General features: G+C 53.1%; 10 protein-coding genes and 1 pseudogene. 4 read left to right on the plus strand and 7 right to left on the minus strand.

All coding sequences use genetic code 11. The features are described 5' to 3' along the window. Window positions 1-84 precede the first annotated feature (84 nt). Window positions 85-1,104, minus strand: coding sequence for a hypothetical protein (locus EPD59_RS13020; RefSeq protein ID WP_133273167.1), 1,020 nt, complete (start codon window positions 1,102-1,104; stop codon window positions 85-87). Window positions 1,105-1,261: 157 nt separating this feature from the next. On the opposite strand from EPD59_RS13020, the gene corA reads away from it, so the two are divergent. Beyond that, window positions 1,262-2,455 (plus strand): magnesium/cobalt transporter CorA, encoded by a 1,194-nt coding sequence (corA, locus tag EPD59_RS13025; protein ID WP_133273168.1) that lies wholly within the window; start codon window positions 1,262-1,264, stop codon window positions 2,453-2,455. A 78-nt stretch (window positions 2,456-2,533) separates the two neighbouring features. On the opposite strand, the gene EPD59_RS13030 is transcribed toward corA, so the two are convergent. The 3 genes from EPD59_RS13030 to EPD59_RS13040 form a co-directional block, all read right to left on the minus strand. Further along, window positions 2,534-3,754, minus strand: a complete 1,221-nt coding sequence (locus EPD59_RS13030) for a tol-pal system protein YbgF (protein ID WP_205703400.1) — start codon at window positions 3,752-3,754, stop codon at window positions 2,534-2,536. A 275-nt stretch (window positions 3,755-4,029) separates the two neighbouring features. After that, on the minus strand, window positions 4,030-6,771 hold the full coding sequence (locus EPD59_RS13035) for a hypothetical protein (RefSeq protein WP_133273169.1): 2,742 nt from the start codon (window positions 6,769-6,771) through the stop codon (window positions 4,030-4,032). A 100-nt stretch (window positions 6,772-6,871) separates the two neighbouring features. Next, window positions 6,872-7,744 carry a hypothetical protein gene (locus EPD59_RS13040; RefSeq protein ID WP_133273170.1) on the minus strand — a complete coding sequence of 291 codons (873 nt, stop codon included), beginning with the start codon at window positions 7,742-7,744 and terminating at the stop codon, window positions 6,872-6,874. 203 nt (window positions 7,745-7,947) lie between these two features. Here EPD59_RS13040 and EPD59_RS13045 point away from each other — a divergent pair, with 203 nt between their 5' ends. Continuing rightward, window positions 7,948-9,420 carry an APC family permease gene (locus EPD59_RS13045; RefSeq protein WP_133273171.1) on the plus strand — a complete coding sequence of 491 codons (1,473 nt, stop codon included), beginning with the start codon at window positions 7,948-7,950 and terminating at the stop codon, window positions 9,418-9,420. Between the two features lie 122 nt (window positions 9,421-9,542). On the opposite strand, the gene EPD59_RS13050 is transcribed toward EPD59_RS13045, so the two are convergent. The 3 genes from EPD59_RS13050 to EPD59_RS13060 all read right to left on the minus strand — a co-directional run bounded on the left by EPD59_RS13050 (window position 9,543) and on the right by EPD59_RS13060 (window position 11,631). Then, on the minus strand, window positions 9,543-9,929 hold the full coding sequence (locus tag EPD59_RS13050; RefSeq protein ID WP_133273172.1) for a carboxypeptidase-like regulatory domain-containing protein: 387 nt from the start codon (window positions 9,927-9,929) through the stop codon (window positions 9,543-9,545). Window positions 9,930-10,354: 425 nt separating this feature from the next. Beyond that, a complete protein-coding gene (locus tag EPD59_RS13055; protein ID WP_133273173.1) occupies window positions 10,355-10,771 on the minus strand; it encodes a hypothetical protein in 417 nt (138 codons plus the stop codon). 185 nt (window positions 10,772-10,956) lie between these two features. Continuing rightward, a complete protein-coding gene (locus EPD59_RS13060; protein ID WP_133273174.1) occupies window positions 10,957-11,631 on the minus strand; it encodes a DUF547 domain-containing protein in 675 nt (224 codons plus the stop codon). Between the two features lie 270 nt (window positions 11,632-11,901). On the opposite strand from EPD59_RS13060, the pseudogene EPD59_RS22620 reads away from it, so the two are divergent. Beyond that, window positions 11,902-13,193 (plus strand): annotated as a pseudogene (locus EPD59_RS22620) (NAD(P)/FAD-dependent oxidoreductase). Window positions 13,194-13,279: 86 nt separating this feature from the next. Further along, window positions 13,280-13,513 (plus strand): hypothetical protein, encoded by a 234-nt coding sequence (locus tag EPD59_RS13075; RefSeq protein WP_133273177.1) that lies wholly within the window; start codon window positions 13,280-13,282, stop codon window positions 13,511-13,513. Window positions 13,514-13,543: the final 30 nt, after the last annotated feature.

A 13,543-nucleotide genomic window follows, 5' to 3' on the forward strand; every position in this document is an offset into this window, starting at 1 on the left:
AACAGTAGCGCGGGTGGTTATCCGAGTGCAATATTACCCGCTGAGCCTGTATTTTTTTCAAAGCCAGCCGACTCGACGCGGCCGCTATGCGGCGGACCACTCAAGAGTCAACTTCAAGCTCAAAACGCCCCCCAGGTGCCGCTTGAACTGCAAAAGCGACTGATTTAAGCCAGTAGGCAGCGTGGAAGTACCCAGATCGAGGAGTGATAAGCCGCTGGCCCGGCCAAACGCGTGCAGCCCTTCATTGAGCAACACCACCGGGCTAAATGCATTATAAGCCAGTGGACTAGCGGGATAAAAGTTATACAGGACCCTCTCATTTACCTGAATAGCGACCGTAAGCGCAGCCCACTCCCCCATTGGGTCGCGCACCGAGAACAGGAAATGGTTGTTGGGAAACGCCCGAAACAGCTCGGTTAGCCTCTCCTCGCTAAGCGACAGGTGCTGGCCTTTTTCTTCACGGCAGCGCCGTAAAAACTCGTACGCTTTCGGCAGGAAAAACAGCGGTTCCTGCTCAAAGTGAAAGCCGTGGCGCCGACATTTGGCCAAGCGTCGCCGCTCCGATGGGTGCAGCCGCGCCTCAAAATCCTGCTCCAGTGGAAGGTGATTATTCAATTCGGCCAGTGTCACCTGATAGCCTAACTGGCTCAACACTTGGGTCATGAGCGCGCTTCCTACTGGGTCGTAGGCGAAGGGATAGGCACGGATGCGTAGCCGCCGCACTCCTAAATCCTCAAGCGTTGCGTGCACTACCAGCATGAACGCCTTCAGCGCCGCGTTCGGCACCCCCGAGGCCAACTGGATTCCCCCGAATGGAGCCTGATATGGGCTGTAGGCTAGCCCATGCGTGCCAGCGTCTATAACAATGTGCAGTTGGGCTACGGTCTGGCCACGGGCTTGGTCCTCCAGGTAAAACGCCAACTGCTGGCCCGCCGACCTTTGTAGGCCTAGATGAGCGGGCTGCATATACAGAAATGACTCGAACGCCAGCGGCAAAACAGGTTCGCTCATCGGCCCACACCGCACCACGTACGGTGTCTCAGGTGTAGAGCAAGTAAGCAGTGAGGCAACGCCTGTGGTGGAGTTCACTAAGAAAAACGTCAAATTCGAACTGCGAAATTACAAGTAAAACCGGGTGGTTCGGTTTACTTACTAAAGAATGATGCCCCGAAGCCAAGCCGTTCCATACGCAAGCTAAGGTCCATCTGATTCTAACCCTGCTTACCTTAGATACCGCAAACGCCCTTTTTCTTTTTGCTGCATGGAACCTACTTCATCGCAACCTACTGCAACCCCGGCGACCGACAGCCCGGAAATGGAGCATCCAAATGGCGTAGCCGACCGCGCCGCTACCCGGCAGGCCAGGGAGCAATCCGTGGGTCAACGGCCAGGCACGCTTACCCTCCGCTCCGATGCGATGGTCCCGCGCTTATTCATGATTTCGTACACCAATGATTTCTTCCTAGAGAAAGAGTACAGCAGCTATAGTGAGCTAATGCAGTATTTCCAGGCCAACCAGCATCTGAAGCACTGGATTGACGTGCGCGGCTACAACGACTTGGCCCTGTTACAGCGTCTGATGACCGATTTCGCAATTCACCCGCTCCTGATGGAAGATGTGCTCAGCGACTATCAGCGAGCCAAAGTGGATATTCTTGATGATGGACGGCTGTTTATGGTTTCGCGCATGACGGAGTTCACACCGCTTCTTGAAATTGACGACGACCAGCTTTCCATCTTCACGGGGCCCAACTACATCCTCAGCTTTCAGGATGACTACGATGATTGTCTGGATGCCGTTCGCAACCGGCTGCGCTCCGGCTTTAGCCAGATTAAAACTCGCTCTTCGCTTTATCTGGCCTATGCACTCACTGATGTAGTGCTCGATCACTACTACCCGACCATGGCCGCCATTGGCGACTATATCGAAACCCTCGAACATCGGATCTTGACTGGGCGGCGGGGCGACCGGCGCTTGCTCAACCGGATTTTGCACGTTAAGAAAGACATCATCCGCTTCCGGCGCTTGGTGTACCCGGAGCGCGAGAAAATCGCGGAAATTCTGCGCCAGCCCGACGACGTGATTCCTGATGATATCAAGCTATTCTTCCGCGACTGCTACGACCACGCTATCCAAAGCCTTGACCTGGCCGAGAGCTACCGTGAATCCGTTACCAGCCTCGTCGATCTGTTTATGTCGGACCAAAGCAACCGCATGAATGAGGTAATGAAGGTGCTTACCATCATCAGTAGCATCTTCATTCCGCTGAGCTTTGTAGTAGGCTTGTACGGGATGAATTTTCAGCGTGAAGCGCCCGATGGCCGCATCAACCACCTCAATATGCCAGAACTCTACGAGCCCTGGGGCTACCCCGTCCTGCTGGGTGCCCTGGCTATTATTGTAACTGGTCAGCTTATCTACTTCTATCGCAAAGGCTGGCTTACTAGCCGATGAGTAACTCAGTTACTACAACGCAAAAAAGCCCCCAGAGCCCGCATACGAGCGTCTGGGGGGCTTTTTTCGGGCGTGAGATTAGCGCCGGGTCTGTAGGGACGTAGCTGGGGCACGTGGTGCGGGCGAGCTACCGGAGTTAAGCTGGTTGTTTTTATGCTTTTTGTAATAAGCAGTAGCCTCCCGATACGACTCCGATTTACGGTCGGCCTTGTCGCGCACCACGCTATAGTAGCGAAGAGCCGTTTTGATATCACGCTGGGCCGCAGCCATTTGCGCCAAACTTTGGTTGGCGTATACATAGAATCCAACCGTTGTCTCGCCGGCCGCTTCCGCAAACACGATACAACGCTCATAGTAGTCTTTTGCCTTTGCTTGGTCTTTGTAGCGCAGTTGCATCAGTGAGCCAAGCATATAAGTGGCATACTTACCGCTTACACCCTCGTAGCCAGGCATTCCCCGGTTGAGCTTTGCCAAAATATCGCGAGACACCCGCTCGCATTCTTGGTTTTGCTGCTCCCGGAAGCAAGTGAGGGCGTATATGCGCTGGAAGTAGCCGTTGTCGGGGTAAGTGGTGGCCAAATAACGCGCTACCGGCAGGCATTGGGCCGGATTATCTTCCTCATTCAGCAGGATTTTCATTAGGAAGAATTTGGCTTCCATGCCCGTATAAAAGCCATTATCGGCTACGGTACGCAGTTGCTGCAATCCTAGCTTTTGGTTTCCTTTAGGAAAGAATAGCAACACCGGCCGTAGCAGTGGGTAGTTCTCCGAAATCCAGACGGCATAATAATTCATGAGTGCCTCCCCCAGTAGAAAGTCAGCGCTCAAACCATTCGCTTCTCTGCTCTTAGCTAAGTAGTCGAGGGCGCGCTTGCTGCTTACGGTAGCTTTGCGCCAGTTAGACCGTTCGGCGTTCAGGCGAGCATCAAAGCCGTAGGCAGCGGAGAGGAAAAAGCAGGCTTCGTAGTTTTTATTATCAGCCTTGTAAAGCTTCTCGCCATAAGTGATAGCCGTATCCATGTAGGCATAAAGCATCTTATCATACTTTTTCTCCTGCATATTGGTAGGCAGAATCTTCCACCACGTGCTCAGGCCCAGCAGAAAATATGGCATTGGGTGCTCAGGATAGCGCCGCCGCAACGAGCGAAACTGCTTCTCCGCCTTATCGAATTTAAAGTTGTAGAGATTATGCACAGCTCCCTCCAATTCCGTTTGGATATCTTGGTCGAGCAGCAGCCAGCCTTTTGTATCTACAGCACCAGGAAGTACCTCTACATCAGCTACCTCAACACCAGGCATAACTGGTACCGGCGGCACGGCATTAGAGCCTTGAGCTAGTGTTAAGAAAGGAAGGAAGCCAAAAAATAAGAGTAAAAGTTTTCTATACATAGTACAACTTTAAAGTCTGCTTTCCTTTCATTACTCGAAGTTAGAAACTTGCAAGTAAAATCGACTTTTATGGCTATTTATCTTTGATTATTATAATAAAAAATAAACCCCGTTATCTTCGCCAGACAACGGGGTAATGCAAGCAATTAGTGTACCTAAGCTATTGGATAGTCCTGCTAAAGGCCCTAATTCATTTTTAAATCAGTGCGCCTCAACTCAGCTTCAACCGTGCGGAATAAGTAGTAGGTGCCCGTTACAGCTTCGTAGTGTAGTCCTACTTCAGGGGCGGTGCTTACAAAAGGCTGACCACCTACCAAACGTCCTTGGGCATCATATATATAAGTGCGCTGAGGAGCCGGCTCCGTGATTACAATTACCCGCCGACCGCTCCCAAAGTCAAAGTACTGTACAGGCTTGCGGCCTGAGGTCAAGAAGTTTTGAGTTAGCAGTTGCCGGCCCGATGAATCAAAGATACTTACCCGTCCTCCCTCCTCCCTTACTACCACATAGCTATGGCGGGCAGGGTCAGCTACAAGGCGAAAAACTGAGCTACGGCTCCAGGTGGCTACCCTGCCGCGACTCACCACATCGCCGCTTAGATTAAAGGTAATTCTCTCCCCGTGCTGGTTTACCACCGTCAGGCGGGTGCGGCCCAAGGTAGTACCGGCCTCCACGAAAGCGCCCGTATTAAGCCGAGCGCCTACGCTCAGTGGGAATCCTGAATACAGATTGCCTTGCTGATTATAGGCATATACGTAGCCATTCTCCAGCAGCGCTACAATCACTGTACGTCCGCCAACGACTAGATAGTGCGGAGGAGCAGCCAAGTTGAAGTCTAGCCGTTTGGGTTGCCAACTAGGGAAAACCCGACCGTTTGTGTCAAATAAAAACAGATTGCCCCCTCCTCCACCGACCAGCAAGCCGGGGGGCGTTTTCCCGATGGCTGGTCCGGCTGTAAGAGAGGTGGCGCGTACTGTATCGGGCAGGTTCAAGGGAAAGTTTGGCGCCCAGCGACCCTGCAGATCGAGCAAGTGCAGCTGGGTTGGAGTAGCCAGCAAATAGCCCAAATTGCCCCCCACCGGTAATCGGCTGATAGGCCCAACTAGTGGCCCTGGTAGTGTGTCAGACCAAGCTACCACATTATCGGGAGTTACATAGTGGAGCACCTGGGCTTTGTCCTGCACGAGCACAGCGGGTAGCCTCGCCCCCTGTACGGTTACTAAAGTAGGCGAGCTAGATAAAGGCGTTTTAAAGGTAAGTAAGCCGCCCGTGGCAGTGGTGCCTTGCAGACCTGCAACAGCCGGGCCTACTGCCGGATGACGCAGCAGCAGCTGGGTATAGTATTGGGCATCAGCATCGGCTTCATTGGCTGGAGGCACAAACTGCAATGCTAGCTGAGGAAAGCGCTTAAACAGGGCCTCATTGCGCAGCAAGCCCGCCCGGCGCTCCTCTACTAATGCACGCAGCAACACATTCCAGCTGTTCCGGGTATCCATTATTAAGCTTACTCGGGCCTGCGGCTGCGTTTCTTGCAAAAAAGCCACCTGAGCGGGCGAGCTGCTCCAGGTAGCCTTGTCAATAACATCGTCGAGCCAGGTACGTAGCGTAGCAGCATCCTTTGCAAACACCAGATAATCCCCGACCTGCGCCAGCATAGGGGCATCATCGAAGCCTGTAAAAAAGCCCCCCAACAGGCGGCTGGGCAATTCGGGCACGCCGCCCTGATATATCCGGAAAGGCCCCACACGTTCAAAGGAAGGACTAGTACCAGTAAGACGGCGCAACTGGCCCAATAAGGTAGCCGTGCGGAGCGGATCGGGGCAATAAACCAGCGCGAGCTTAGCCGGAATCTGCCGCGGTGACGACGAGCCCAGATAACACAAAGCCGCCTCCCGGCTGAACGATGCGGTCAGACTGTCAAGCAGCGCGCCGGTGCGGTCCGCGAGCGTATCGACTGGGGCTGACAGCCGCGCCACCGGGAGCTTACTCATGTCCTGCAGGCCGAGGTGCAATAGCAAAGCGGTGCGCAGCGGGAGCACATCGGCCATACGAAGGCGCTGGGCGTGCTGGCCACGCAGGCGCTGGTGCAGGGCATCGCGGGTAGTTTCGGGGTTGGTGAAGCCGTTGAATAAAATCTTGTTGCCCACGAGTTTCATCCCCAGTAGGCCATTGCGGCTCAAACCGGTGATGCTTTCCAAGCTGGGTCGAAGCTCCGGACGAAAGAATACGCCTAGAAACCGCGGAAACTGCCGGTAATTGAGTAGCAACATCGCATCTACATCCTTATGCTGGAGGTAGTCAGTATTCTTAAAATCGGCAGCAATTGAAGGCAGTTCTGGTTGTTCCAAGCGCCTGACCACCGTCTCTACGAGGCCCGCATTGGTACTCATTACGAGTTGGTTGCGGTAATTCAAAAATGTAATTCCATGCCCTGTACCCCGAAGTCGCAAATCCGTAATCTGCTGGCCCCGGTATTCCCGTGTCGTCACGCGGTAGCGCGCATCCTGCCCTAAACCATCTACGAGTCCGCGTAGCTGCCGGTATTCGCGCACGCTGCCAATGGGCACTTGAAACAGGAGGTCGAAAGTAGTAGGGCCGGTTACATGCACGGAGGTGAGCACCAGCTTCGTGCCCAAAAACTTCATCACTACACTTGGGCTACCGGCCACGCTATCAATCAGAGCCGAGTTTTCCTCAATCTGCTGAAAGTAACGCACTCCAGTCAGGTTATCCCAGATTTGCGTTTCCTTCAGGTGGCGCACTAGCGTAGGATGGTCGCGGGTGGCAACAACCAGCACGGCATCGTCGGGCACCAGCGCCCAAGGATCCACAGGAGTACTGGCCACCGAGCGGCGGTAATACAGGTAAGAGCCGAGGGCCGAAACCAGCAGCAGTCCTACCAAAAACACCAGAAGCTTCTGCGACATTAGGTGGCCGGGGTGCGTGACAAGGGGGGCAAAGGTAACTATTCGATTAAGCGCCCCGGAAGGTTGTACGCAGATGGGCTATACATGACGAAGAACTGCATTACTCAATGAAATCCACCTGCTTGGGTGGGAACAGCTTGTGCACAAGGTTTTCGAGGCGGCGCTGCGTATTACGCACCTTCTTTTTGATTGGCAGCTTCTGATAGTCAAAGGCGCTCAACGCCGCCAATTCAGACGCTACCGTGCGTTTTTTAAGGTGAGATTCCAGAAAAAAAGCGCTGATACTCGCGTTCCAATCGTCTTTGGTGCTCCAGTAGTGCCCAATGTATGTTCGCGCTGCCTGGAGGGAATACGTTTCGGCTAAAGCCACTGACAGAGCAAACTGCTCAATCAGGCGGGGCGTGACTTGTTGCTCGCATAGGTCGTCACAAATGCGAAGCGCTAACTCAATAGCTTCCAGATTCCTGGAAGCCGGAATACCAACTACGCCAGCATTCCACATAAGGCGTTGTTCGTGCATAGTCACGCCACCAAAGCTTCGGTCTTTCACCTGCTGCCACATGCGGCGCTCAGTTTTACTGCGCAAGGTGGCTAAGGCGCCCTCTGCTTCGTGCATAAAGGCTATGCCAGCCGCTAATTCCTGGCTCATTTGAGCTAGCGAACCGTGTAAGAAGGTGTCGGTATCGAGGTAGAGCAGCGGTGCTTCGGGGTACTGACGAACGGCGTACTCCAGGGCCTTAATTTTGGCTCGCCAGAAGAACTCATGCTTCCCTTGCCATTCCTGTAAAGTATTCGCGCTGAGTGTATGTACAGTTATTTCCTGGGCCAGATGCTGATAGAAATCAGGGGCATCAGTAACGACGGTAATGCCAGCTAAGCCGCTGTTCTTTTGCCGCAAAAAGGATAAGATAGAGAAGTGAGCCTGAAAGTGATTTTGCAGGTTATTACCAAACACCAAATAAAGAAGTCGCATGGCGTAATGTAGGATTTCTGGCACAATTCAACTCAGAATCGGCTTTTCTTTGATTTAAGATGTTTTTGCGCTACAAAGCTGAAGGTTTAGCATCCTCATTTATACCTTTTCGGCTATAATTTACCCCCCAGCTCTATCCTATCGAACTGGACAGGACTTTTCTTTTCTATCTTCCGCCCCTGAATCTACTTCTACCCTCTCTCATGCCTGAAAAACAAGGTCAGTTTCAACGCGCCATTACGCTCTTCGATGCCATCATGATTGTGACTGGCAGCATGATTGGTTCTGGTATTTTCATTGTTTCCGCGGATATCTCGCGGAAAGTGGGTTCACCAGGCTGGCTGTTGGTCGTATGGCTGGTTACGGGCTTTATTACGCTGGCCGGGGCAGTAAGCTATGGCGAACTGGCCTCGATGTTTCCGAAGGTGGGCGGGCAATATGTATATCTGCGCGAGGCATATAACAAGCTCGTGGCCTTTCTATATGGCTGGTCGCTGTTTCTGGTTATCCAGACTGGAGTAATTGCGGCGGTGGCAGTAGCCTTTGCGCGATTTGTGGGCGTGCTTATGCCGTGGTTTAGCGAGGATCATATTTTGTTCTCCGTTTTGGGCTTCCGGTTTAACACTGTTATGCTGCTGGCCGTGATTATGCTGGTGGGCCTGACGTGGGTAAATGCCCAGGGAGTGCGCGGTGGTAAGCTCATCTCGAACATATTTGGTACTACCAAACTGGTAGCGCTGGCCCTACTGATCATGTTTGGCTTGGCGCTGGGTATCAATCAGGAAGCCCTCGATGTCAACTTTAGCGATATGTGGCAGGCGGCTAGCTTCTCCCCTACGGGCGAGGCAGTGCCTTTGAGCATCTGGGGACTAGTTGGAGCCATTGGTTTAGCCATGACTGGCTCTCTATTCAGCTCCGACGCTTGGAATAATATCGGCTTTTCCGGCGACGAAATTGTGCGGCCCGAGCGCACGATTGTGCTCAGCATGGCTATTGGCACGGCCATCGTTACGGGCTTGTATCTGCTTATTAATCTGGTGTATCTGCTAGTGCTCCCCTTGCAAGGCAGCCCCGACGCTACCGATATTCTGGGGCGCGGCATCATGTACACGAAAGGCGATTTGGTAGCTACTGCTGTTGCCGAAAGCATTCTGGGCCGGGCCGGAGCCTACGTCATGGCCGTGCTGATCATGATTAGCACGTTTGGAGCCAACAACAGCATCATCTTGAGTGGGGCGCGCGCTTATTATGCCATGGCCAAAGACGGCTTGTTTTTCCCCCGAATGGCGCGGCTCAACAAGGCCGGCGTGCCCGGTGTAGCGCTGTGGGCTCAATGCCTATGGGCTTGCGGGTTGTGCCTGACGGGCTCTTACGGGCAACTGCTTAACTACGTGATGTTTTCGGTGATTCTGTTTTATGTTATCACCATCATTGGCATCTTCATCCTGCGCCGCACGCGCCCCGATGCGCCCCGGCCCTACAAGGCACTGGGCTATCCAGTTATTCCGTTGCTCTACATTATTCTGGCCTCAGCCTTTTGCGTTATCCTCCTCGTATCGCCCGCCACGGCCCGCGACTCCGGCTTGGGGCTGCTGCTAGTAGCCGTGGGAGTACCAGTGTACTTCTTCTTTGGCAAGCGCTTCGCTGCTCGTCCTGAGTCCAAAGTGAAAGTTTAAGGGGTACTGCCCACAAAAAAGCCCCCCAGCTATGTGGCTGGGGGCTTTTTTGTGGGCAATACAGATAGCTTATTTGTCTTTGCGCTGCTCAATAGTCTCGGTGCTGGGATGCAGACTCATGGTTAGGGGGCACTGCTGCTCACAACTACGTCGCGGTCTTGGTAACCGCCATAGCCATAACGCAACGTCTTCTTACCGGCGGCTGGCACTTCCAAAGAGAAAATGCCTTGTTCATCGGTGGTAACGGCTACTGCGCTTCCCTGCAAATAAACCGTGGCACCAGCTAAAGGCTGGCCTTCTTCGTTGCGAATTCGGCCCGTAAGTACCACTGTAGCGGCAGTACCGCTAACCGAAGCGACTTCATTGACTGCGGGAGCAATTACTTTCCCTTTTTTATCCTTAGCTGTAGGATCATTTGCGTGAGCGAAATTGGAAATAAGGCAACTGCCGACGATTAGCAGAGCCAGCATTGGCCGATTAAGGGCCTTGAGAGTAATAAGTAACATCATAGCGGCAATAGGTAGTGAGGAGGGGCGACTGAAAACTTAGACCGATTTACTTGTCTTCCTAAGTTTCATAGTGTAAATATATACGAATCGTCACATATCAAACAATGTTTTTATAAATATTTAGCCATAAGAAATAACACAATCATGATTAAGGGGCTTTTAACGTCGTTAAAGCACTTTTTCAAGAAATATTTTTTTATGTGGCAGCATCAAATATCTATCATTCACTATGCACATGTCTTTCTACTACACTAATTATTATAAAACGAATTAGGCTGAATAGCTCGACACAGCTAGAGTATCACTGGCACAACGTAGCTGATAAAATAGGCCGGTCAGTATCAGCACGGAAAAGAATACGGATGTGTTCCACACAAAAAAACCCACGCTGAGAGCATGGGTTTTCGGGATACTATAGCGGCTAGTTATTGAGAGACAGTGCCATCCTGAGACGGCTCACCAGAAGTGCTGGCCTTCTTTTCACCAAAGGCTTGGTCTCCGGAACGTACTTTGTGATCAAGCTCATAGGTTCCTTCGGCCTCAAAACCAGGACCTTGGGCCTGCTCGCCGGCATTCTTATGGTCGTTGCCGCCTTGTGGGTTGGTTTCGTCGCCGCCGATGTGCAGATTGTCGAGTTGGTCTTTCTGGTCGCTGCGTTGGGTATAGCCGTTTGCGCCCGTGTTGCGCTGGGCCGACGGGTCGTTGGATTCCTTGCCGTTGCTTTCCGTTTGCTGCACCTTCTTGTGGGCCTCAAACTCCTCGTTTTTTGAAACGCCTTTGCCTTCGGTAATGTCGCCGTTCTCGTTGTTATCGTCGTCGCCGAAAAGTTTATCTAAGATCATTGTCGTAAGTTTTCTGGGTGGAATAGCTGATTTCCTTATGCTTACGGCTGATAGCAAGCCACAGTTATGGCTACGGCAGAGGCTGCGGCACTTCCTGCGGCGTCACAAGGCATTCAGGGACCAATCGTAGGAATAGTAGTCTACAGTATAGGAGGTCGGAATGGGCTGACCGGGGCGGTACTGATTCAGGTAAGCAATGAGGGCCTGACCGGGCGCTTTAAAATCGTCGGCGTACCATTTGAATATTTCCGAAACCAGCACTTTCTTACCCCCGTAGTAACCCGAATAAAGCTTGGGTCAGTGAGCACCCGCTTCGTCTGGGCGGTGAGTTGTGCATCGAGCGTGGCGGCGGAGTAGGCTTCGCGGCTAAGTCGAGGGCACCCTTTAGCTGCGCACACTAAGGCAAAATGAATACGCGCGTCGCTGTAGGGTTTCCGCAGCTTATTTGTTTCTAACTCGTTCAGCGTCATTTTTTCACCCGCTATGGTAAAAGCCAGCTTGTCAAAAAAGCCCGGCACCTTCATCACCGACGTTAGGGGCAAGCGCTCCACTACCGCCCCGATCACGACAAGGTTGTACGCATTGAGATAGAATGCTTTACGCTCGGCGGCCGACATATTTTTGGTATCGAGACTCCGCACAGTTTGCAGCAGAGTGTTCAGCTCAGCAGGTTGTTTCTTGATGACGGCGTAGTTTACATTGCCATCAGCATTTACATTCTTCTGCAAGAAGGCCGACGTGGCGGCGGAGAAAGAAGGCGCTAGTGGAGCGGCCAAAATGCCCCCCAGTGGTAGCCAGAGGATAAGTAGTAAAGTTAAAAGCCGCAATGGTCGAGCAGGCAAAAATCCGGAGGGAGACATAAATGAGTACGTTTAGGGGAAATACGGCCAACTGATCCGCTGTGGAGTGGCAAACCTGACACCACCAACCAATGTTGTGCTCTGCATGTTGCGCACAATGCTTGTCGGGAGGCTTTTTTAGATGTGTTAATCGCCAAAAGGTGGTTATACAGGGCTAAGAATTTAGGTCGTAATTGCTAGTACAGTGGCTGTCATGCCGGAATCTAGTGGCCACTTATCGAAGCAAGACGTTTCAGTAATTAACTAGTTATCCATTCCAAAAACTCATCCATGCACCTGGTTATTATCGGCAATGGCATTACGGGCGTGACGGCGGCCCAGACCGTGCGACGCCTTCAGCCAGCGGCGCGCATCACGCTCGTGTCGGATGAGAGTGAGCATCACTACTCCCGCACGGCGCTGATGTACGTGTATATGGGCCACTTGCGGTATCAAGATATTAAGCCGTATGAAGACTGGTTTTGGAAGGAAAACCGGCTGGAGTTGTCGCACGCCACCGCCACCGCCCTTGATGCTGACCAACGCCAAGTTCAGCTAAGCAACGGCCAGAGCCTTACATATGATAAGCTGTTGCTGGCTACGGGCTCGGTGTCGCGGCGCGCTGGCTGGCCCGGCCAGAACCTGCTGGGGGTGCAAGGGCTCTACGGCCTCCCCGATTTGGCCCAGATGGAACGCGATACGCACGGTATCAGCCGGGGTGTGGTGGTGGGTGGTGGCCTGATTGGCGTGGAGCTGGCCGAGATGCTACACACCCGCCGTATAGCCGCCACCGTACTCGTGCGCGACCAGCACTACTGGGGATCGGTTTTGCCCCCGAAGAAGCCGAGCTGGTTGATCAGCAGTTTCGTCAGCACGACGTGGACGTGCGCTACCGCACAGAACTGCGCGAAATCCTAGGCGATGCGAGTGGCCGCGTGCGCGCCATTGTGACCAGTCAGGGCGAGGAAATAACGTGTCAATGGGTGGGCTTAGGCATCGGGGTTGCGCCAAATCTGAGCTTAGCCCAACGCTCAGCCGTGGAAACCGACCGCGGCATTTTAGTAGATGAGCTGCTACAAACTAATCTGCCCGACGTGTATGCGGCCGGCGACTGTGCCCAGCACCGCCAGCGCGGCACGGGCGAGGTGCCCATTGAACAGCTTTGGTACACCGGCCGCATGCAGGGCGAAACGGTAGCCCACACTATTTGTGGCCGGCCTACCCCCTACCGGCGTGGCGTATGGTTCAACTCCGCCAAATTCTTTAACCTCGAATATCAGACCTATGGCCAAGTACCAGCCCGCCTTCCCGACGGTATAGAGAGCTTCTACTGGCAACACCCCACCGCCAACTGCGCGCTACGGATCAATTTTGCCCCCCAGGCGAATGATGCCGTACTTGGGTTTAACGCGATGGGCCTGCGTCTGCGGCAAGCCGTATGCGAAAACTGGATTAAGACCAAAACACCGATCCAGACGGTTATTGGGCAGCTAAAAACCGCCAACTTTGACCCCGAGTTTTACCGTCGCCATGAGCCAGCTATTCAGCGACAGTTTGCTGAAATGATGCCCGTAAAACGATGATAACTGAATTAAAAGAGCGCCTATACTAGTTACCGTTCTTACCAACTTCGCCTGAGTATCAGGTATCTAACATTTAACTGTTCGCCGTGGATCTTTCCAAACTTTACCGCCCCAGCTCGCTCAACAGCTACCAGTTCATCGCCATCACCGGCCTGATTATGAGCATTGGTGCGCACCTGATTCTGCACTTTTTTGCCCCCCAGCACCGACCAGACGGCTTCAATTGGCTATACGTGTGCTGGACAGGACTTTATATCGTCGGCTCGCTGATAAACCTTTTCGGCAAGCCCGATGAGGGCCACCATCACCACCACCATTGAGGTAGCAGATTCCGCCAGTGGGCGAGGTCA

It is taken from the genome of Hymenobacter radiodurans (assembly GCF_004355185.1).
Classification (GTDB): domain Bacteria; phylum Bacteroidota; class Bacteroidia; order Cytophagales; family Hymenobacteraceae; genus Hymenobacter; species Hymenobacter radiodurans.